Source organism: Sulfuricurvum sp. (assembly GCF_023229695.1).
In the GTDB taxonomy this organism is placed as follows: domain Bacteria; phylum Campylobacterota; class Campylobacteria; order Campylobacterales; family Sulfurimonadaceae; genus Sulfuricurvum.
In genome coordinates, this window is the sequence record NZ_JALNYS010000004.1 from 106,624 (window position 1) to 128,228 (window position 21,605).

Below are 21,605 nucleotides of genomic sequence, written 5' to 3' on the forward strand. Positions count from 1 at the left end.
TTATTCACCGCTGCTTAAAGCGTTCAGCTCCGTGACGATCTCAGTAAAGACCTGAAACCGTTTAAGGGGATTTGGCTCGACCATCTTTTCAATAATCGGGGCGTAGGCGGCATAGTCGGGTGTTAGCTCATTTTTAGCGAATGTAAACCCTTTTTTTCCCTCGACAAACGGATCTTCGACTTCATACGGCCGCTTTTGGATGAGGGTATGGATCACATCGGAGCCGTAGGCAAAAATCTCATCGCTCTCTTTATGGTTTCCGCCGTGGGAGTGAAGATTGAAATGAAGAAGCGTCTCGTGCTTCTCTAAACGGGTGAGACGGTTCCAGCGCATGAGAAATCCGATAGCATGATTGCTGTAGCGCGCACGCAGCCGTACAATGAATGTTTCCAGACTCTCATGAGGACGCCGGAGAAGGGCAAATTCGCGCATCAGTTCGGCGACGAATTGGGGTGCCTCTTCGAGAACGATTCCCTTAAGCAGAAGTTTCCCCTCCTCCCCCTCATGGGTTAAACTGCCGCCGATGAAGATATCGACCCCAAGTACCGTTTTGCCGTTGCGGGGGACTTTGCACCCGACAAAACCCAGATCACCGGCACCGTGGATACCGCACCCCTTGATGCAGGCGGACCAGTAAAAGCGCATTTTCGCATCCGAGAGCGGCACTTCACGGGAGAGGTATTCGCCCATACGGATTGCGTCGGGTTTGTTGGGGATGACGCCAAACGGGCAGTGTTCGGTCCCGGCACACGCGATGAGATTGGCCATATAGGGGGAGGGGCGGTTGGGGTATTTTGCAAAAAGGGGGGATTGCAGCGCTTTGCTTTCATCCCGTATTCCGGTAATGATCACATTTTGTTCGACAGTGAGGCGAAGTGCTCCCTCTTGGGATTGGGCAATGCGTGCCGCTTCGAGGAGATCGCTGCCGCTGAATACTCCTGATGGGACGGCGGCATAGAGGGCATACGAACCGTCTTTAAGGGCAATTTTACCGCTATGGTCCCCCCCCTCCAGTGTACAGAGGGTCACTCCGCACGTGGGAAGGGTACGGCCGAGTTGTTCTTCGATCGCTTTGCGAAATACTTCCATCCCCACCGCATCGATCAAAAATTTAAGACGATTTTTGTTGCGGTTGTCACGAAATCCGTAGATTTTGAACAGATGGGCGACGGCGGTGAACACTTCTGCCGCTTCGCCGGGGGTTACGAAGATATCGGCGTTTTGGGCCAAATGGCCGACACGCCCCCCCAGATAGAGGTTAAAGCCGTAAACCCCGTTTTTTTCGGCAAGGGCGAGGGCAAAATCCTGTCCGAAGATATTACAGCGATTGCTAAGGGAGCCGTTGATCCCGATATTGAATTTACGAGGGAGGGTGGTGAGCCATTCATTTTTTTTCAAAAAAATCGATTGGATCTCTTCCATGATAGGACGGCAGGGGATGATAGCGTCCATGGCCAGAGCGTCTAGCGGATCGAGGAGGATATTGCGGAAGTTGTCGACCCCCGTCTGGTAGCCGGTAAGGCCGACATTTTCGAGAAGTTTCAATGCTTCGGGCAAATCTTCGATCCGTAGATAACGCAATTGAATCTGCATGCGGGTAGTGATATCGATAACGTCCTGACCGAATTTGGTAGCGATGTAGGCGAGCGCCAACGCTTGCTCTACACTCAGTGCCCCGCCGGCAATCCGGACTCGGATCATGAACCGTTCCGGAGTAGCGGGACGGTCAAAGACGCCGAAACTTTTGAGGACGAAATCTTTGTCCTCATCGGTGATGGAGGCATAACCGCTTTTGGAATAACCGATCAGCCGGTCCCATGCTTCCTGCGCATTAAAAGTGTCCTTGATGGATTCGGTTTTGTGCCGCTTTGCGCTGCGCGCTTCATTGGCTTGCAAGAGCGAGGTCATGATGGTTTCCTTTATTAGGACTTTTTTATCTTGATAATAATAGTCTAAATTTGAGTGGAGAATTCAAAAAATATGATTATATTTTAATCAGTTTGGTGATGATTAAAATGGGTATGTCCGGCCGTTGTGATGGATTCCATAACGAGAGTCTTTGAATCCAATCACCCCTACGGACAATAGAATCGGAAATTATTCGTCTTCTTTGGCAAATTTGGAGTACAAAAATTCGATGATCGCTTCGCGGCACCGGAGGTACTCGGGGTTGTGCTGAAGCTCCAGACGGTTACGCGGACGGGGGAGATTAACCTCCAGAATCTCGCCGATCGTCGCTTCGGGGCCGTTGGTCATCATGATAACGCGGTCGCTCAGGAGCACCGCTTCGTCCACATCGTGGGTGATGATGATGACGGTGTTCCCCGTTTGCATCTGAATCCGCATCAGGTGGTCTTGCAGATTCGCCCGGGTGAGTGAATCGAGAGCGCCGAACGGTTCATCCATCAACAGCACTTTGGGCTGGATCGAGAGGGCACGGGCGATCCCGACGCGCTGTTTCATCCCCCCGCTGATCTCGCCGGGGTATTTGTCCTTGGCGTGGTCGAGGTTGACCATCTGGATGTATTTCATCACATGATCGCGGATTTCGCTGTTGCTGAGCTCTTCACCCAGCACTTTTTTAACGGCCATTTCGATGTTTTGATAGGCACTCAGCCACGGCAGGAGCGAATGGTTTTGAAACACCACCGCCCGCTCCGGTCCGGGAGCTAAGATATGTTTGTCTTCGAGGAGGATCGTCCCGTTGGTGATCGAATCGAGACCCGCAATCAAATTCAAGATGGTCGATTTACCGCATCCGGAGTGGCCGATGATCGAGACAATCTCGTTTTGACGGATATCGAGCTGCACGTCGCGCAACGCAACGTACTCTTTTCCCCCGCCGAGGGGGAAGATTTTATCGACGTGATCGATTTTCAAAAAGGGTTTTGCACTCATACTCTGCCTCGCTTACGGTAATCAAAGAAATCGGCGATCAGACCCATCAGGGCATCGAGGATATACCCGATAACCCCGATGAGGATGATCCCGATAATAATATGGGAATAGTTGAGATTGTTGTACTCATCCCAAATCCAAAATCCGATCCCCACACCGCCGGTGAGCATCTCCGCCGCTACGATAACGAGCCATGCGATCCCCAGTGAGAGGCGCATCCCCGTAAAGATAAAGGGGACGGCGACAGGGAGGATAATCTGAAACACTCTCTCAAACGGGCTGAGCTGCAACACTTTCGCCACATTCAAATAATCCTCGCTGACACTACGTACTCCCAGCGCCGTGTTGATGATGATCGGCCAGATCGAGGTGACGAAGATGACGAAAATCGCCGTCGTATTGACCTCTTTAAAGACGAACAGCGCCAGCGGCAGCCACGCCAGCGGAGATACGGGCTTTAGTATCTGGATATAGGGATTCATTGCCGCATAGGCATTTTTGGACATCCCGATCAACAATCCCGCCGGAACCCCCACGGCGATGGCGAGGGCAAATCCCCCGAACACCCGTGCGAGCGAATTGCCCAGTTGCAGGGCGATCCCCTGATCCCCCGCTCCGTTGTCATATATCGGATCGGAGAGGACGACAAGTAATTCGCTCCATACTTCACCCGGTGTCGGAAAGCCGGGGATTAAGACAGCGATATACGACCACAGTGCGATAATGACCCCCAGCAACAGGAGAGGAAGCAATACCGGATTCACATATTTCGAAACCATCGTTTCTCCTTTTACTTAGCGGATATTTTCCAATGATTCACTTTGAGGAGTGCTTCTTTGGTGATTTTCGGATGTTTGATCGGTGCGTTGTAAATGTAGTCAACCGCTTTGTTCGGGTCGAATATCGATCCGTCGATAAATTTATTCCCGGCCGCTTTTCCCTCAATCTTCCATCCGGTCGGAGGAAGGGTATAGTTCACCTCTTTGGCCGCTTTGGCAAATAGGTCGGGACGGTAGACGCTCTCGACCGCTTTTTTCATATCGATAGGCTTCTCAATCTGTCCCCAACGGACCATCTGGGTCACTTGCCACATTCCGTGGGTGTAGTACGGATAGAGGGCCTGTTTTTTGCCGAACACATTGAAGTGCGGCATCGGCGTATTAACGCCGTTGGTGAACATGTAGGTTCCCGTCATCGAGTTGTCGATGACGTCTTTGGGGGCGTTGACGTACGATTTGGCCGAGAGGATCGCGGAGGCCTCTTTGCGGTTTTCCCACGACGCGTCGAGCCACATTCCCGCCTCGATGACCGCCTTGATCATCTCTTTGGTCGTTTCGGGGTATTTATCGGCAAACTCTTTTTGAACGCCGAGCACTTTTTCCGGCCCGTTTTCCCACAGCTGATAGCCGGTAATCAGTGTTTTTCCGATATTCCCCATCACGGCGCGCTGGTTCCACGGCTCACCGACGCAAAATCCGTCGATGTTTCCGGCGGTCATGTTGGCCACCATCTGCGGCGGCGGGACCACTTTGAGGGCGACATCGGTATCGGGATCGACTCCCCCCGCCGCCATCCAGAAGCGGAGGTGGTAGTTGTGCGTACCTGTCGGGAAGGTCATCCCGAATTCCGGAACCCCCATCGTTTTGGAGGCGATCACTTTTTTGAGGGCAACGGCGCTTCCGGCTTTGGTGGATGCCGGATCGGCCGCCATCATTGCATCAAACATTTTGTTCGATACGGTAATCGCATCGCCGTTTTGACCGAGTGCCATGAGGGCCACCATATCTTTTTGGGTACTGCCCACTCCCAGGGTGGATGCGATCGGCATTGCGGCGAGCATATGGGATGCATCGAGTTCTCCGACCGTCATTTTGTCACGGACGTTGGCCCATGAGGCCTCTTTGCTCAGTTCGACATTGAGGCCGTGTTTGGCGAAGAACCCTTTTTCCTTGGCGATCACCAGCGCCGCACAGTCGGTGAGGGGGATAAACCCGATTTTCAGATCTTTTTTCTCCGGAGCGGCCATAGCCATAACCGCAGCCATTGACAACATCAATGCACTTTTTCCTAATACGTTCAAACCTTTCATATGAAAGCTCCTTAATCAGATTTTTTTATCTGGAATAATTGTAGGGGAAAAAACGGATAATATGTACAGATAAATGATTAAAAAATAATCAGTCTGTTGTTTACGGAAAAAAAATTGTCAGAAGAGGGATTAGAGGCGTTTGATTTTGCGCAGCAGTACGTCATCGGTGATTTCGCTCAGACGCATGGCGGAGTACATTTCGTGCATCTCCTGGCGCCAGATATCCCATTGCGCGTGCAGTGCACAGGGAGTTTCGGCTTCGCAATCGCCGATCCCCAGTACACAGGCATCAAAAAAGGCGGTGCCGTCAACGGCCGTGATAATGGAGAGGAGGGTGATATCAGAAGAGGGTTTGGCCAATGTGACTCCGCCGGCCGCTCCGCGCATCGAGGTTAAAATACCGGCATGGACCAGTTTCTGGAGCGATTTGGCCATAAAATGAAACGGTAAATCGAGTGCTTCGCTGATCTCTTGTATCCGATGAAATTCGCCGACGGGTTTGGTCGAGAGCCATACGGCGGCACGAATCGTATCTTGGCAAGCGGAGGAGAGCATAGAAATACCTTTGAGTATCGAGATGGGAAATTGTAGCGTACTCTATTTCAAATCAAAAGCGCTCAGTTGTATCTGCTGTTTCCATGATTGGGCGTATTTGCCATCAAGAGCCATCAATGATTCGTGAGTGCCGGACTCTATCACTCTCCCCTGATCCATCAGGTGGATGATATCGGCTTTCATGGCGGTGGTGAAACGATGGGTGATCACGACGGCGGTTTTATCTTTGGCCAGTTTCATAAAGCGTTGGAGCCAGTCGTTTTCCGCCCAGGAATCCATAGCGCTGGTGGGTTCATCGAGGATAATAAAAGGGGCTTGCCGGAAAAATGCCCGAGAGAGAGCAATCCTCTGCCACTCTCCCGTACTGAGATCTTCCCCGCCGAACTGTCTGCCCAATCGGGTTGCATATCCCTGTTTCAGCCGGGATATCGGCCCATCAGATCCCCCTTGGTAGGCTGCCTTCTCAATTTCCTCCTGAAGAGGTTCACGGCTCATATCCCCTAGGGCGATATTTTGCGCGGCGGTTGCTTCGTATTTGACCGGTTCTTGAAACAGCACGGTGGTGTACCGGTGCAGCATATCGGGAGAGAGTTCTTTAAAATCGGTTTTATCCAGTGTTATCCGTCCCTCTTGCGGATCGTAGAAGCGGTTGAGAAGTTTGATAAGGGTACTTTTACCCGCTCCGTTCGTCCCTACGATGGCGACGGTTTTTCCGGCCGGAATGGTCAGTGAAAAATGGCGAAGAGCCCACCGTTGTGTATGGGGATAGCGGAAAGATACATTCTCGAACCGAATTCCATCGGTTAGAAATTGGGGAGATACAAGGGTTTGGTTGGATTCAAGAAGTTTGGGTCGGATATCGAAAAAATCAAACAAATTTTCCAAAAAGGTAATGTTTTTATACACTTCCCCGATATCGCGCAGCAGTGTTTTCATCATTTTTTGCCCTTGAACAAATGCCTGATAAAATAAGACCAAATCCCCCATTGAAGCCTTACCCTCTAATGCCTGCATAAGCATCCATCCCATCGCCCCGGCTACGACGGCAAGTCCGAGCATGACTACAAAAACCTCAGAGACCACTTCATCACGGATTAATTTGATATGTTCGGTGCGCAGTTTGGTTTTAAGGAGGGTAAATTGATTTTTAAAATAGTTTCCGAGCTTAAAAAGACGAATCTCGGCGGCAGATGATTGTTGAGTAAGTATCAAATCGTAATAATTGGTTTTTCGTACCGTTACAGTATTTTTGGTGCGCCAGTGATGGAAACGGATCGTGTGGCGGATGACAAGGAGCAAAGCAGGAAATGTCCCGATCAACAGCAGCAGCGGTAGCCACCATGCATAGGGCAATAGCAGTATTAGCATTCCAAGGAGTGTAATGCCTGAACGGGTAAGATTGCCAATATTTTCCAGCAGGGCTAACGGACGGTTCATCGCATCGATACGGGCACGATGGAGTTTGTCATAATATTCAGGAGAATCAAAAAAACTCATATCCAGCGAGAGAGCCTTGGAGTGGATCTGATCATAAATACTCTCACCGATGAGTTCGCTTTGAACCGTACGTATCCATTTGGTAATCGTACCCAGTAGCTCGTTAAGTACCATTAAAAATACCATCAGCGAAATGGTAGGTAAAATGGGTTGCAGACTCTCCCAACTCTTGTGTTCACCCATGGCTGCAGTAATACCGTCGATCAGCGGGGCCATCAGATAGACAATTACCGTGGGGATGATCCCCTGCAGTATCAGCAAAACCATCCAAAAAAAGGACCACCATCCCGACGCATTCCAAATCAGCCTGCCGGTACGAGAGAGATAAGGGATCTGAGCGGAAAATTGTGCAAGAGCATCACGAAGTTTGGAAAGTGTAGATAATTGAGACATCAATTTGTCGGCCCCATTTTTTGAAAATAGTTACAAGAGGTGAAGCTACTGACAATAACAAATTTTTGGTAACCTCTACCGGCAATGACTTTTGAACCGACACTTACCCATGCGTGAGCTTTCATAGGTTCATTTTGGTCTTTCGTCATAAAGGTGCCTAAATAAATAATATAAGGGATGTGATAATAGCCTAGAAGAATCCGACATAAAATTGCTTGAACAAGGCAATTGGTTTTCCATGGCGTATATTTTTCAAAAATTGCAATGAGACTACCTATCTCACGTGCACGCTGCATTTGTGATTCAGACACCAATACAGACAGCTGATTGTTTGAAAAATGCTTTCCAAGCCATCTGCTGATAACTTTAAAAGGTAAGGTTAAAATACAAAAGCGAATAAAACCGCTTAGAGGATAAAAACTCACAAACCACAACTTTTGGCGCCATGTGAGATGCCATAGTGTTTTGAGTTTATGGAGAAGCTTTTTCAAGTAGTTAATATTTGGTAGCTTAGAGAAAATTGAGCATTTTTTTCTCTATGAGTTGTTGTAAAAAAGGTTCAATATCCTGCTGACACTCTTGGAGGCTTACTTCAAACTCTTGTGTTGTCTGTTCTACTAGCTCTTTTAGGCTATGCGGCGTCTCTAAAAGTGTCCAAACATAACTAGCAACAGGATTCATCCCATAGTAAGAGCCATTTTCTATACTCATCATCACTTTTTCGTTGTCAATATCTGCTTCGATGATTTCACTGTTTCTTTGTAGCTTTTGATTTGGGTTAGCTATCACTTTTTATCCTGATTGTATATTTCGTTTTGAAATTCAATAATGCTCATCTTGGACCAAGATGACTAAAAAAGATGTATATAGAAATTACTTTCTGCATACAATGGTGTTGAGTTATGATGGTCCAAAAAATGAACTTGGTTCCGAAGTCTGCCCCATTTTCCCCTCAGTACCGATTCCCGAAAGAGAAACTAATTCAGGTTTCATATAAGGCTTTTTAGCTCTGTTTAGACTGCTGTGTAATTCATTTGACTCATCTAAGCGTACAGGCGTTTGTTGTGTATTGTTTTCAATCATGAAGATCCTTTTTAGAAATAGTTAATGTTCATCTTGGTCCAAGATGACTAAAAAAGATGTATCATAGAAATTACTTTCTGCATACAATGGTGTTGAATTAAGATGGTCCAATCGCAGGCGAAGACTCATTCGGCGAAGTTATAGCTTTAGTCTCAGTTCCATTTCCCGAAAGAGAAACTAATTCAGGTTTCATATAAGGCTTTTTAGCTCTGTTTAGACTACTGTGTAGTTCATTTGACTCATCTAAGCGTGCAGACGTTTGTTGTGTATTGTTTTCAATCATGAAGACTCCTTGTTTAAAATATTAATCCTATGTAATACTACTACTAAATATTCTATTCTTTGCTTAAAATCATAAAATATTGATTGTTTTTTTGATACAATTATATGATAGATAAACTTTTTTAATAAATATAAGATACGGTGAAAAAATGTATTACTACCATTGCTTTGGTCTAAATATTAAAAGTGAGTTATCACTTATGCCTATGGTTGAAATGAAGCAAACCGTTCCTCAAATATTTGATATTGAGGTTAAAGTTGCTTCCGTTTGCGCTCAAGGTCTTGAGTCACCTGCGCGTATAAAACCTCTTAGCCAAATAGCACCACAAGAACTTTGGTTTTATCTCCCCGATGTAGCTCGTTTTTATATAGCAAATGGGCGGGAGATTGTGGTTGAGCCTATGCCAAATGCAGATGAAGAGAGTATAAGAGTGTTTTTGCTAGATTCATGCTTTGGTGCAATCATGCATCAGCGAGGTGAACTTGTTTTGCAAGGAAGCGGCATTCGTGTTGGTGAGGGTAGTGCACTTTTTATGGGGCATACTGGTGATGGAAAGTCAACATTGACCGCTGCATTTTATCGACAAGGGTATCAGGTGTTTAGCGATGGATTGGCTGTAGTTGATGAAACGCTAAAACTTCAACCTGCCTATGCGCAACTAAAGCTATGGCCGGACTCGATGAAAAAACTAGGATTGAGTGTCGAAGAGTTAAAACAAGTGCGTCCGCAAATCGCTAAGATTTCCCTGCCGATTCAAGAAGCTTTTTGTCCGCGTGCATTACCTGTTAAAGCTCTTTACCTTTTAAGTTCTCACAACCAAGAGAGCTTTATATTTAAAACTTTAAAAGGGATGGAAAAGTTTCAACCTATAAAAAATCATATCTATCGCAGCGACTTTAGTGAAGTGTTCGGTATGCAAAGCAGAGATTTAAAACGCCTATCACAATTGGCAAATCAAGCAGCTGTCGTGCGTGTTAGCTATCCAAACTATGGATTTCAAATTGACGAGTTAATGCGTTTGGTAGAAGAAGATATGAGACACAAAGAGCTTATAGATAAGGGGGAAAAGTAATGCAAGGAAATCCAAAACTTTTTTGGCTGGCTTCTTATCCCAAGTCTGGTAATACATGGACAAGAGCCTTTATCGCAAATTTACTCAATGAAGATTCTCAGCCGGTAGATATTAATGAGTTTAATACCGGTGCGATAGCCAGTTCGCGAGCTTGGATACAAAAAGCTTTTGACTTCGATATAAATGAACTAAGTCATGATGAAATCGACCGTTTACGCCCTATGGCATATCGCTGGTTGTCTGATCAGGCACAAGAGTATGAGTATCATAAAACACACGATGCGTTTAGTTATGTCGATGAACAACAAGAAATACCACTCTTTCCTAAAGAAGCGACTGCCGGTGCTTTGATTATAGTACGCAATCCCCTGGATGTCTCTATCTCATTTGCACATCATAGTCAGTGTTCAATCGATAAAGCGATTGACGATATGGCAAAAACAAAGTTTTGTTTTTGCGGTAAATCGAATAAACTTCACAATCAGCTCAGACAATGGCTCTGGAGCTGGTCACAGTATAATCGTAGTTGGATGGAAGCGCCTGTTCCAAAATTGTTGGTACGTTATGAAGATATGAAAGCTAAGCCTTTAGAAACCTTTACTCAAATTGCAACTTTTTTAAAACTGCCTAATGATGAAAAGTCTGTTTCCGATGCTATCGAAAAATGTCGCATTGAAAAACTGCAAGAACAAGAAGCGCAAAATCCTTTTAAAGAACGCCCTGCTCAAGCGAAAAGTTTTTTCCGTAAAGGTATAGTCGGAGATTGGAAAAATACTCTGAGTCAAACCCAGATCGAGACAATTGTAAAAGAGCATTCGGAACTCATGCTGGAGTTGGACTATCTTGATAAAGAGGGTAATTTAAAGTGAGTATACAAGTTGTTTTATGTTAGGACGCACTTTAAAGCGTTGGCATCAGTTTGTACGACTAGTATTGAAGCGACAAGTACCTCATGCGGTTTTAAGCTGGCGATATTTACTACCTAATCAAAACCCTTCTATAGGTTTACATAAAAAAGTTTTTTTAGAAGCTTGGTCAAATTTACCTAGAACAGTATGGTGGCTCATCGCTTTTTGCAGTTATACGCTTTGGTTGTGTTTTTACGGGTGGAAGTATCTTTGGAGTGTATGGCATAAGTCTAGTCCTATTCTATCCCAAAAAATTGGAGTTTCACGTTCCAGGCAGCTGTTTGATTTATGGCGGTTGACTTTTTTATATACGACTCCACCGCGTTTTTATTACGCTTATCAGCTTTATAACTACACTGCTTTAGAGTGGTTCGACTTTATCTATACGCATGAGCTACCACATTGGCATAGAACATTCTCGCCTGATGTTACTCCAAGAACCATACAACTTTTAACAGATAAAGCACTTTTTGCACAGGAGATGGTGCAACGAAACCTACCGGCAATTTCAGGTGTTGTGTTAACAAAAGCGAGTGAAATCTCAGAAGAAAAACTTTTTAATCAAACTTCACATTTTTTAAAACCATTGCGCGGAAGTCGTAAGGAAGGGTGTTATAAACTAGAATATGATAGTTTATGTGATACGTATATATTGGAAACTTCTGAAATACAAATTCTTTATTCGAAGAAAGAAATTCTTGAATTTATCACTACTTTAGTAGTGCAACAAGATTATTTGATGCAACCCTTGTTGAAAAATCATCCTGATTTACAACTTTTTTCTCCATTTGATGTGCTTATAACTATCCGTTTGATAACAGTTTTACTCAAAAATAGAGCTACTGCCATTTCAGCTGTATTGGAACTTCCTGTAGATTCTTATTCTAACCGAGTGCATGCTGTTAGCGTTGATATCCAACATGGTGTTCTTGGTGAACTAAAAGAGCCTAATCGCACTACCAAAGAGAAGAGGGTTGAAGAGTTAAAACAGTTAAGCGGTCAATCTATTGTGTATTGGCAAGAGGTTGTAAAAGTTGCGAAAGAGGCGCACAATTCATTCCCAGATTTAGTGAGTATCGGCTGGGACTTAGCGATTACCCCTAAGGGTGTTATGCTTATCGAGGGAAATATCAATTGGGGAGTAGAAGTGCATCAAATGAATGGGCCTGATTTAATGCCTTATTATCAAAAAATAGAAGGTGAAAAGATTTGAGTACAATCCATTGTTGTTATCGATTTGAAGAGTCAAATAATAGAGAGATAGTTCAAAAGATGCTTGCTGCTTCAGACTATTGGCAGCCAGATGCTTATAGCCAAGTGAGTAATCATCAAGAGAGTTGCCATCTTGCAAAAGCGAGTTTGTTTAATACAGCATTATCCTATCAGGATCAAGCTTATAAAGATACACAAACGGGGGATATAATCACAGCCAATGCTCGTTTGGATAATCGCTCTGTTTTGATAAAACAGTTAGGTCTCGCAGAAGAAGCAAATTCACTGCCTGATGGGCAACTCATTTTAAAAGCATATCAGTATTGGGGAAAAGAGTCTCCTAAATATTTGCTAGGTGATTTTGCGTTTATTATCTGGGATGAATCGCGACAAACAGTTTTTTGTGCCAGAGATCATTTCGGTGTGAAAGTTTTGCTTTTTAGTCGTACTGAAAAAGGGATCATGATCTCTAATGAACCCAATGCTTTTTTTACTTCCGATTGGTTAAAGAAGAGTCTCAAAGAGAGTTGGTTGGTTGATCTTATATGGAACTTGGGACCAACTCCTGTTGAAACAGCGTATAAAGGTCTAGAAGTTTTACCGGCAGGACATTGTATGGAAGTGAATGCAGACTCTTTTACTATGGAAGCTTATTGGCACTTAGATGATGATGTGCAGTGGGAAAATCTAAGTGATGATGCGTTGTTGTTTGAGTTAAAGAAGCGTTTTCACAATGCAGTTTCGGTTCGTTTGCAAAGTGAATTTCCTTTAGCCTGCGAATTAAGTGAAGGCTTAGATTCTAACGGTATTGCCGGATATGCTGCACAAATGAAACCACATGATAAAATCCATACTTTGTCGTATTCGTGTGTTGAGTTAACCAATGAAACAAAAAAAGTTTGGGGGAAAACATATCAAGATATTTTTGCTATGTTAGCGATGCACGATAATTTACATCCTATTTGGACAAGTGAAACATCTTTTCAAGAGGATAAAAAAAAGTATATCGAGAATATTGGTGGTGTTTTTGCATTCAGAGGTGGTTGGCTATTACATTGTAAACTGACATACCAACAAGGTGCTCGTGTATTGCTCTCTGGCTGGGGAGGAGATCATTGTGTTTCTACTTATGGTGATTTTTATGAAAGTGAACTTTTTATTCAACTAAAATGGAGAGAACTGTATACGTTTCTTCACGATAAAAATCGGCGCGGAAGAGGACCAAAGGCTATAAGAGCTTTAGCACTTCTGTTTATTAAACATCTTTTTCCTACACTTTCCAGATGGAAAGAGAGAAAACGCGGAGGTCTTGAACAAGCTTTATGGCAAAGAAGTAGACATAGCTTTTTAAAAAAAGATTATATACATCGTTATCAATGCAAAACAAAATTAAAAGCATTTACAGATAACTATAGACGTAACTCTGTCAAAGCCCACCATCAGCGTGAACTGTTTGAAATTGGTTTAGAACACCGTTTAATCGATTCTGAATTGAGTGCACGCATGTATCGTCTGGAGTATCGCTTCCCAATGCTCGATGTGCCTTTGGTCGAGTTTACCTATAACTTGCCCTCACATTTGAAAATACATAATGGGGTAGAAAGGTATCATTTTCGAAAAATATTAGAAGGGTTTACCACAGAGCGGATTCAGTGGCGAATGAAGGCGGATGTAGATCACCCAAACAGAGAACTTTTCGGTACATTGGGCACAATTGAAAAACAATATCTTCACGATATCTTGAATTCCTCTTTATTGGAAACGTATTGTCACACTTCACCTCTTGAGGATCAAAATCCACATGCAAGGTTTATGGTGAATCAATTTCAAGTATATCAAGATAACTTTCAATATTTTATCCAACAAAATATTCAAGTAGGAGAGTCTTAGTGTTTTATTACAGTGCTTTTGGTCTGATAATAAAAAGTGAGTTGAAATTGCCAAGATTGGCAGAAACTCAGACTGTATCTGCTGATGTAAAAATTAAACTAGGGAAAGTAGATACTCATGGTCTTGCGGAAGCAAGTTTTATCAAAGAGAATTTACAATTAACATCAAATACTTTATGGTTGCAAGTGCCAGATATTGCTCGTTTTTTAGTTACTGATGGTATGGAAGTGATTGTAGAGCCAGAGCAAGCAGCTGATATGCAAAGTGTATGTTTATATATTTTAGGTTCATGTATAGGGGCGATAATGCACCAACGTAATCAGTTGATTTTACATGGAAATGCTATTCGTATAGGAGATAAGAGCATTATTTTTGTTGGAGCATCTGGCAAAGGGAAATCTACTTTGGCAGCAGCTTTTTATCAAAGAGGTTATGAGATTTTGGCGGATGATTTAGCGGTCATAGACTCTCAAAATCGAGTACTCCCAAGTTACCCGCAAATTAAACTTTGGAAAGATAGTGCTGACCAAATGGCAATTAACACCTCTGACTTAGAACGTATTCGTCTTCAGATTTCTAAATATAACTACCCTATTGAAGCTGGATTTTGTAAAATAGCACTCCCAGTAAATACTATTTATGTATTACACACCCATGATAAAGAGGAGTTTTTATTTGAAGAAGTGTACGGTTTGCATAAAATGCCAATCATTAGAAATCAGACATATCGTTTAGGATATGTTAAAGCGCCTCAAACACAAAAGGCACACTTAGCTAATTGCGCGCGCATAGCTCAAAAGATTCGCGTGGTGCGGGTAACAAGACCGGAACGTGGATTTAAGCTACAAGAGCTAATCGAACGTATTATAGAAGACGTCAAGGTAAAGAAATGATGTTGCTCACAATACGAAGTTTGGAGAGGGTAGATACTTGAGACATTAACGAGCCTTATGGATCGAGGAGAATACGGAGACAACGGTAAAATTTCGGTGCCCTGCAGCGCCGCAGAGGATTACTGTGCCGTTTCGAAGCCATGCATGGGCTTTGAGCCCCGAACCCTCTTCGTCGCGCGCCACTCCAAGATAGAGGTTCCATTCTAGCCCCCTGCGACGAAGCATCCGTTGTGCCGCGATTGCTTGAGGGAGGCAGACACTCTCCCAGGGGGTATAGCGCACCGCTAGCGCAATCGCATGCGCAATATGAATCGCTCTTGTATCCGTCACTGTTTCTTTCGGAAGATCGTTCTTATCGATCAGTGTCCCGAGGGTGGGGGCGATACGTTTGAAGGGGATAAATGCTACCATGAGGCGGGCAATGCCCAGAAAGTAGGCCGCTTCGAAAAAGAGGGCTTTCTGTGCAAGAGGGAGAGCGTGCCACACCATTAATTTACGTTTTAGAAGTGTTATAAGATTGATAGTCATTAAGGCTGCATATCCTGTTGTTTGATGAAAATACGGTTATAGGGCGGAGATTCATTCTCTGTTTTTTCCTTTTGATGTATCGTGGATCTTGGCCCACCTAAAGATATTTTTGTGATAGTAACACTATTTTCCTGAGCCGGAACAGAGAAAACTATTTTAGGAAGTGAGATCAGGTTGTTAGCCGCAGTCCATTTGATAAAAACGGACTTGAATTTGACAGTATCATATTTTTTGAGTAAACTACACAAAATTTTGATAATCTGAAGGGGTATAAAATGGTTGAAGTTCAGGAAACAGTAAAAAAATCATCGGAAACGGTGAAAGAGTCATGGAATAGACCGGAGTTCGAAGTAATCGGGGTTGAAAAGACGGAAAATCTACTTAGCCCTGGAGACGATGGGGCAGGTACGTCCACATTAAGCTAAGCCGTTCAGTGCTGGCATAGGGGTTAGATTTTTGAATAACGGAGTGGGATGAGTGTATTAATCGGCATTGTAAAACGGCAGGGCGATAGCGTCAAAAAAAGTGAGATTGATACCCTATACGAAGCGGCGCAAAGAGTTGTACACTATTCGCATAGAGAAGTTTTTCACCGTAACGCTGCTTTTAGCTCTTTACATACCTACGGCAGTGAAATGCCGTTTTATTGTGAAGAAGAAGGGATTCTCTTCGCAACGCAGGGGAAGATCGATAATCGCTCTGAATTGTTTCAACTCCTTGATCTAAAAGAGGAGAGTGATGACATCATCAGTGATGAAATGCTGATATTCCATATGTTCCTCAAATTTCGGGAAGAAACACCGAACATGATGCTGGGAAATTGGTCCTTAGCCGCCTACGATTTTCAAGAAGAGAAACTTTTTTTGGCGCAAGATCCTTTTGCAGCAACCGCTTTGTACTACTATATCGATTCCGATACCGTTATATTTTCCAATATTATAAAACCGCTGTTAAAATCCGAACATGTTCCGAAAACCCTTAATCTTGAGAAAATCATCGAACGTGAAGGATCGCTTAAAGCCGGAGAGAAAGACGCGACGGTTTATAAAGCCATCAAGCTTCTTGGCCCTGCACATCGGATGTGGGTAGATACTGCGAAATATCACAAAGAGCGGTACTGGTTTCCGGAAAAGTTACCCGTTCGTCGTGATATCCGCGCCGAAGATGCAGCTGTAGAGCTAAAAGCAATTTTTACCGAAGCGGTTCGCTGCCGCTTACGGAGTAAAAAACCTGTTGCCTCGACACTTAGTGGCGGTTTGGACAGTGGAAGCGTATCGGTGATGGCGAGTGAATTGCTAAAACAGGAGGGGGCAAAACTTCATACCTTCAGTCATGTCCCTTTTTTTGATATCCATAACGATACGAGAAGCGCATACACATTCGGAGACGAACGCCCTAATATCGAAGCAACGGTTTCTCATAACGGCAATATTATTCCGCACTACTTTGATTCTGCTGGGCTAACCCCACTGGAAGGGATACGTAATTTATTACAAATTGCAGATGAGCCGATACCTATCGCTTCGAACGCATACTGGCTGATGGATCTAATGACCCAAGTGAGAGAGGGAAATTTCGGTGTTTTGATGAACGGGCAGATGGGAAATGGAACGATTTCATGGAGAGGCTATGAGCAGGGGTTAAACGCGCGCCAACTGCTGAAGAGATACGGGATAAAAGCTGTATTCAGGCATAAACTCTATAATCCGCTGATATACGGATATATCAAACCGCTTGTTCAAGCTTTATTTTATAATGACGATTGGAAAAGTCACTGCTATTTAAGTACGGAGTTTGCAAAAAAGGTCAACTTACAAGAAAAACTTCGGCAAAGGAGACGTATGAATTTTATAAATTTTTTACTTCCTCCGAGAGAGATGCAGTTAGAACTGCTTAAAATCGGTTATACACCGCAATTAACCACCGGAGCTCTATTCGCCTATCATTTCGGTTTTGAGTACAGCGATCCTACGGCTGATAAAAGGATCGTTGAATTTATATTGCAGATGCCGAATGAAGTTTTTATCAACGAGAGCGGGGAATCAAAACAGCTTTTAAAACGGATGATGAAAGATCTGTTGCCCGAAAAGGTTCTTTTTGATAAGCGAAACGGAAAACAAAGCGCCGATATGATGGAGAGGATACAAGCAGATATTCCTGAGATTGAGTCGATTATCAGATCGTTCAGCACCGATTTGTGTGAGGAAGAGATTTTTGACAAATCAAGGCTTTTATATGATCTCGATCAGGTTAAGCAAAAAAAATCGAGTTTTAAACAGCTCCATTTTATCCTGAGAACGGTTGTGACTATGGAATTTTTAAATCAGCATAAAAAAATGACGGCATAAATTTTCCCACCTATTGTAACGTATACTAAAAGGGACCCATGTTTTTGTATCAAATATTTCAACTCTCCATTACCGCCCCGTTTGAATGTCCGGAATTGTTGGAAGGGGATGCCCAGAGTGCGTTTTTCCCAAAAATAACGGTACGGTACGGAAAAGTCCCCGATCATTTGGAAGCACCGCTTAATGCAGGGCCGATTTTCGAGGCGACCAATGATATGTTTTTATTAAAAATTCAGGAAGTTGGGAACTACCTGATACGAAACGGAAATGAGATTATCATTGATCCGCTCCCGGATGTACCGGAACAAGAGCTTAGACTTTTTTTATTAGGGTCGGCTATCGGTGCTCTGATGAATCAAAGAGGGTATCTGCTAATTCATGCCAGCGCCATTGCGACACCCAAAGGAGCTATCCTCTTTACCGGACCTTCAGGTGTCGGAAAAAGCACGACGATACAAGGATTTATCGAGCGAGGGTATCAGAAAATGTCCGATGATGCGATTGCTCTTTATTACGACGAGTCGTCGAAAAAAGTGATGATCTTACCGAGTTATCCCAATGCTAAATTGTGGCAAAAAAGTGCTGATATTCTAGGAAAAAATACGGATAATTTACCTCGGATAAGACCTACATTCGATAAATTCTACCTCTCTACCAAAGAATACTTTTGTAATACTCCGCTTGAGCTTGCGGCGGTTTATCAAATCGTTCCGACACGATTGGCTGTGGATATTGAACTCGAAGAGGTAAATAGCATGGAGAAACTACAAATACTATTTCGTAACGTCTACCGTAAAGTTTACGCTGAAAACCTTCACCATAAACAGAACCATTTTACCATTGGAACACTTGCAGCAAAACAGAGTATTATTAAGCGCATTAAGCGTTCCGATTGCAAAAACTCCCTTGCACTGCTTTTGGATACACTGGAAGCGGATTTTAGTGCATGAACGGTATCTATTGGCTCGCTTCCTACCCAAAATCAGGCAATACCTGGACCCGCGCATTTTTAGACAATTATCTCAACAATGGCGAGGCTCCGGTCAATATTAACACCATCAATAATGAGATTGCGTGTAACCGCAACTATTTTGACGAGTACATTGGGCTCTCCTCGTCCGATCTTGATGAGGGACAGATCAAACTGTATCAGCCTTATATGTATGAAGAGATGGTTAAAAAAAGCAGTGGTGACTTGTACATGAAGATCCATGATGCCTATATCCTTAATCGAAATAATATTCCGCTTATACCGAAAAGCGTTACCAAAGGGGTAATCTATATCCTCCGCAATCCACTTGACGTTGCCGTCTCTTACGCACAACATTCCGCATCGACTATCGATAAAGCAATCCACTCTCTTTGTGATGAAACATTTATAGCTTCTAACAGCGATAGTGATTTTAAAAAGCAGCTTCCTCAGTTGTTTTTATCCTGGTCAGGACATGTTAAGAGCTGGATGGAATCGCCTCTTCGTGTTCATCTAATGCGCTATGAGGATATGAAAGCCAACCCACACGGATCGTTTCGAGAAATGCTTAAATTTATGGGTTTCGAAATCGATGAAGATCGTCTGGAAAAAGCGGTCCGTTTTTCGAGTTTTGATACCCTTAAACAACAGGAAAAGGAAAAAGGGTTCAAAGAAAAACCGACTAAAGCAGCATCTTTTTTCCGAAAAGGGCAAGTCGGTTCCTACCGGGAAGAACTCACGCAAGAGCAGATCGATACCCTCGTCGAATATCACCGTGAAACAATGATAAAATACGGTTACCTAGATGAAAACAACCAACTCGTATATTAGGAAAAAGTATGACAGAAATAACCAAAAATTCGATTATTACCAAAAAAGAGGGATTTCTCTCCTCCGAGATGGATGAGGGGCTGGCGATGATGAGTATCGAAAACAGCTCGTACTACGGGATGGATAAAATCGGCAAAAGCATCTGGGAGTCGTTTGAGACACCGACCAGTATTGAAACCGTATGCGCCACATTGTGTGGGCGCTTCGACGTCAGCGAAGAGGAGTGCTTGCGCGATGTAATCGCGTTTATGGAGACGATTTATAAAGCGGGGCTTGTCGAAATTTCGTGATCTGCCCCCTCTGACTAGCGTCGTATAATCATTTTGCCGTATTTGTAGAGAAGGCGAAAGGGTCGGATCAGGTAATAGAGTGGCTGTAAATGTGTTGGAAGGTGGATCAATCGGATATCCGGTAATGAGGGATAAAACATGACCATTAAAGCTCTAAGTTTTAATAAAAGCGAATGATGTAAGTGTATGGAAAAATATATCTCATGGTTCCGATTTTCAATAAGATTTCGGTTATTGAAAATTTTCCAGACGCTTTGGGAGAGAATCGGTATTTTTTTATGAGACTCAATTTGAAACTGAATAGATTTAGGAAGCGGTGTAGAAAATAGAGTCTGGGAGAGGGAGAGGCCAAGCAGCAACATCGTTTTGCCTCCGACACGTTCAGCTTTACCCTCTATTGCATCCCAATCAAGATCATTGACTTTTCGTACAAACCGGTCTACGTCCATGATCCATCGCAAGCGCATCCAGATATGTTTGGTTCCATGCATGCATAAATAGAGGAGGAGATCTTCATTCCCCATGGTTGTCATGGGGGTATTGTGCAGTGTCACCGTACGGCGTTCTTTCCAGACGTCAAGGCGGTTTATATCCCGTGAAAACCAGTCGGGAAAAAGGTTCCAATGGATCTCCGTATATACCTGATTGTGTTGATTTCTAAAACCCCAGTCACACACCCGCTTTAGAAAAGCGCTGTTTTGCGTATAAATCAATGGGATGTCGGTGGTATACCCCTCTCGTATCAGGAGCTTCGAGATACGGGGAAAATCTTCTTTTTTGACGAAAATATCAAGATCGACGCATTGGCGAAAGTTGATCCCCCCATAAGCGGTATCTGCCAGTATCGGCCCTTTGAAAGGGAGGGAATCGATTGCATGAGTGTTTAGTAGATTAATCAAACGGACAAGTTCACCACTCATTTTCATATTGGTGACGACGGTTTTTGTATAGCGTTTTTTGAAGCGCTCCATGATATCCGCATCGATAATATCCGAAGCAATTTCCGAAAGCTTCAAATAAACGATGGGGAGGACGCGATGATCAAGAGTCAGAGCTATAAAATCATCCCAGTTATGAATACGAAGGGCAGTATCACGAATAAATTCCTCCTCTTTATTGGTTGTTTGATTTTGACAACAATATAGTATTAAGAGTGTTTCATGAGAAAACAGGTGAGGAAGATACTGCATTAAACGATTCCATTAGGTATTAAAATATTTTTATTATAGTGAAGAAGAGATTCTTTTTGCCTAAAATCAATTTTCGCTTGTTTTTGGGGTTGTAGGGAGACTTGTCCCTAATGTGTGTAATACCGTCTATCTTTAACTGTACATACGCATTTTGTCATCCCGTACTTGATACGGGATCCATCTCTTGCATTAGATTCCGTGTCGTAGCACGGAATGACGAGAGTATGCCTAGTTAATAAAGTTTGGTATAACATCAGTAAATAGAAATAAAATATTGTAAAAATTATTTGACTTGTGCATCCCAAATGGGATATAATTGTTCAAAAAGGAGCCGTTATGCCAAAGATGCAAACCACCATACGCCTCGAAGAAGAGGATTACAAGCAAGCCCGTGAGATATTGGAGTTTGTCGGTATGAGCTATGCGCAGGCAATCAATATATTTAACCGTATGGTCGTCCTCAACCACGGTCTCCCTTTTGATGCCAAAATCCCGAACAAAAAGACGCTTGCCGCGATGAAGGAAGCCAAAGAGCTCAAAGGTGAATTCACGACTCTCGATGCGCTAAAGAGCGAACGTGCAGCTGTTTCGAACTAAAACCTTTCAAAAGATGTTTTAAGTTAACACGTATCGGGTCACATTCACAACTATTTAACTAATCCCCTCTGATTTAAA

General features: G+C 43.6%; 23 protein-coding genes. 11 read left to right on the forward strand and 12 right to left on the reverse strand.

The window, feature by feature from the left end:
• The 10 genes from M0P91_RS03840 to M0P91_RS03885 all read right to left on the reverse strand — a co-directional run bounded on the left by M0P91_RS03840 (nucleotide 1) and on the right by M0P91_RS03885 (nucleotide 8,798).
• Entirely contained in the window at nucleotides 1-1,908 is a 1,908-nt protein-coding gene (locus tag M0P91_RS03840) for a ferredoxin--nitrite reductase (protein ID WP_295064764.1), read from the reverse strand.
• A 189-nt stretch (nucleotides 1,909-2,097) separates the two neighbouring features.
• Entirely contained in the window at nucleotides 2,098-2,898 is an 801-nt protein-coding gene (locus tag M0P91_RS03845) for an ABC transporter ATP-binding protein (RefSeq protein WP_295064766.1), read from the reverse strand.
• Nucleotides 2,895-3,677, reverse strand: coding sequence for a nitrate ABC transporter permease (gene ntrB / locus M0P91_RS03850; protein ID WP_295064768.1), 783 nt, complete (start codon nucleotides 3,675-3,677; stop codon nucleotides 2,895-2,897). Before ntrB ends, M0P91_RS03845 begins: the two co-directional genes overlap by 4 nt.
• Nucleotides 3,678-3,688: 11 nt before the next feature.
• Nucleotides 3,689-4,987: a CmpA/NrtA family ABC transporter substrate-binding protein gene (locus M0P91_RS03855; RefSeq protein ID WP_295064795.1), complete on the reverse strand. Its 1,299-nt coding sequence runs from the start codon at nucleotides 4,985-4,987 to the stop codon at nucleotides 3,689-3,691.
• 129 nt (nucleotides 4,988-5,116) lie between these two features.
• Nucleotides 5,117-5,542: an Rrf2 family transcriptional regulator gene (locus tag M0P91_RS03860; protein WP_295064797.1), complete on the reverse strand. Its 426-nt coding sequence runs from the start codon at nucleotides 5,540-5,542 to the stop codon at nucleotides 5,117-5,119.
• 42 nt (nucleotides 5,543-5,584) lie between these two features.
• Nucleotides 5,585-7,432 carry an ABC transporter ATP-binding protein gene (locus tag M0P91_RS03865; RefSeq protein WP_295064799.1) on the reverse strand — a complete coding sequence of 616 codons (1,848 nt, stop codon included), beginning with the start codon at nucleotides 7,430-7,432 and terminating at the stop codon, nucleotides 5,585-5,587.
• Nucleotides 7,432-7,923, reverse strand: coding sequence for a lasso peptide biosynthesis B2 protein (locus M0P91_RS03870; RefSeq protein ID WP_295064801.1), 492 nt, complete (start codon nucleotides 7,921-7,923; stop codon nucleotides 7,432-7,434). The genes M0P91_RS03865 and M0P91_RS03870 overlap by 1 nt, the downstream gene beginning before the upstream one ends.
• Nucleotides 7,924-7,942: 19 nt before the next feature.
• Entirely contained in the window at nucleotides 7,943-8,221 is a 279-nt protein-coding gene (locus tag M0P91_RS03875) for a PqqD family peptide modification chaperone (RefSeq protein ID WP_295064803.1), read from the reverse strand.
• 111 nt (nucleotides 8,222-8,332) lie between these two features.
• The gene (locus tag M0P91_RS03880; RefSeq protein ID WP_295064805.1) at nucleotides 8,333-8,515 is read right to left on the reverse strand and encodes a hypothetical protein; all 183 of its coding nucleotides are present in this window, start codon (nucleotides 8,513-8,515) and stop codon (nucleotides 8,333-8,335) included.
• Between the two features lie 97 nt (nucleotides 8,516-8,612).
• Entirely contained in the window at nucleotides 8,613-8,798 is a 186-nt protein-coding gene (locus M0P91_RS03885; protein ID WP_295064807.1) for a hypothetical protein, read from the reverse strand.
• Nucleotides 8,799-8,946: 148 nt separating this feature from the next.
• Between M0P91_RS03885 and M0P91_RS03890 the strand changes: the two genes are divergently transcribed.
• From M0P91_RS03890 to M0P91_RS03910, 5 genes are read left to right on the forward strand one after another with little or no spacing between them, the layout of a single operon-like run.
• Nucleotides 8,947-9,870, forward strand: coding sequence for a hypothetical protein (locus M0P91_RS03890; RefSeq protein ID WP_295064809.1), 924 nt, complete (start codon nucleotides 8,947-8,949; stop codon nucleotides 9,868-9,870).
• Nucleotides 9,870-10,739: a sulfotransferase domain-containing protein gene (locus tag M0P91_RS03895; RefSeq protein ID WP_295064811.1), complete on the forward strand. Its 870-nt coding sequence runs from the start codon at nucleotides 9,870-9,872 to the stop codon at nucleotides 10,737-10,739. The genes M0P91_RS03890 and M0P91_RS03895 overlap by 1 nt, the downstream gene beginning before the upstream one ends.
• Before the next feature lie 16 nt (nucleotides 10,740-10,755).
• Nucleotides 10,756-11,991, forward strand: coding sequence for a sugar-transfer associated ATP-grasp domain-containing protein (locus M0P91_RS03900; protein ID WP_295064812.1), 1,236 nt, complete (start codon nucleotides 10,756-10,758; stop codon nucleotides 11,989-11,991).
• On the forward strand, nucleotides 11,988-13,880 hold the full coding sequence (locus M0P91_RS03905) for an asparagine synthase-related protein (protein WP_295064813.1): 1,893 nt from the start codon (nucleotides 11,988-11,990) through the stop codon (nucleotides 13,878-13,880). The genes M0P91_RS03900 and M0P91_RS03905 overlap by 4 nt, the downstream gene beginning before the upstream one ends.
• Nucleotides 13,880-14,773, forward strand: a complete 894-nt coding sequence (locus M0P91_RS03910; protein WP_295064814.1) for a hypothetical protein — start codon at nucleotides 13,880-13,882, stop codon at nucleotides 14,771-14,773. The genes M0P91_RS03905 and M0P91_RS03910 overlap by 1 nt, the downstream gene beginning before the upstream one ends.
• Nucleotides 14,774-14,818: 45 nt before the next feature.
• On the opposite strand, the gene M0P91_RS03915 is transcribed toward M0P91_RS03910, so the two are convergent.
• Nucleotides 14,819-15,301 carry a lasso peptide biosynthesis B2 protein gene (locus M0P91_RS03915; protein ID WP_295064816.1) on the reverse strand — a complete coding sequence of 161 codons (483 nt, stop codon included), beginning with the start codon at nucleotides 15,299-15,301 and terminating at the stop codon, nucleotides 14,819-14,821.
• A gap of 275 nt (nucleotides 15,302-15,576) precedes the next feature.
• Here M0P91_RS03915 and M0P91_RS03920 point away from each other — a divergent pair, with 275 nt between their 5' ends.
• From M0P91_RS03920 to M0P91_RS03940, 5 genes are read left to right on the forward strand one after another with little or no spacing between them, the layout of a single operon-like run.
• Nucleotides 15,577-15,726, forward strand: a complete 150-nt coding sequence (locus M0P91_RS03920) for a hypothetical protein (RefSeq protein ID WP_295064818.1) — start codon at nucleotides 15,577-15,579, stop codon at nucleotides 15,724-15,726.
• A gap of 48 nt (nucleotides 15,727-15,774) precedes the next feature.
• On the forward strand, nucleotides 15,775-17,649 hold the full coding sequence (locus tag M0P91_RS03925) for an asparagine synthase-related protein (protein WP_295064820.1): 1,875 nt from the start codon (nucleotides 15,775-15,777) through the stop codon (nucleotides 17,647-17,649).
• Nucleotides 17,650-17,687: 38 nt separating this feature from the next.
• The gene (locus M0P91_RS03930; RefSeq protein WP_295064822.1) at nucleotides 17,688-18,599 is read left to right on the forward strand and encodes a hypothetical protein; all 912 of its coding nucleotides are present in this window, start codon (nucleotides 17,688-17,690) and stop codon (nucleotides 18,597-18,599) included.
• The gene (locus M0P91_RS03935; protein WP_295064824.1) at nucleotides 18,596-19,450 is read left to right on the forward strand and encodes a sulfotransferase domain-containing protein; all 855 of its coding nucleotides are present in this window, start codon (nucleotides 18,596-18,598) and stop codon (nucleotides 19,448-19,450) included. Before M0P91_RS03930 ends, M0P91_RS03935 begins: the two co-directional genes overlap by 4 nt.
• Nucleotides 19,451-19,458: 8 nt before the next feature.
• A complete protein-coding gene (locus tag M0P91_RS03940; RefSeq protein ID WP_295064826.1) occupies nucleotides 19,459-19,740 on the forward strand; it encodes a lasso peptide biosynthesis PqqD family chaperone in 282 nt (93 codons plus the stop codon).
• Between the two features lie 14 nt (nucleotides 19,741-19,754).
• On the opposite strand, the gene M0P91_RS03945 is transcribed toward M0P91_RS03940, so the two are convergent.
• A complete protein-coding gene (locus M0P91_RS03945; RefSeq protein ID WP_295064828.1) occupies nucleotides 19,755-20,930 on the reverse strand; it encodes a nucleotidyltransferase family protein in 1,176 nt (391 codons plus the stop codon).
• A 336-nt stretch (nucleotides 20,931-21,266) separates the two neighbouring features.
• Between M0P91_RS03945 and M0P91_RS03950 the strand changes: the two genes are divergently transcribed.
• Entirely contained in the window at nucleotides 21,267-21,527 is a 261-nt protein-coding gene (locus tag M0P91_RS03950; protein WP_295064830.1) for a type II toxin-antitoxin system RelB/DinJ family antitoxin, read from the forward strand.
• The last annotated feature ends 78 nt before the right edge of the window (nucleotides 21,528-21,605 follow it).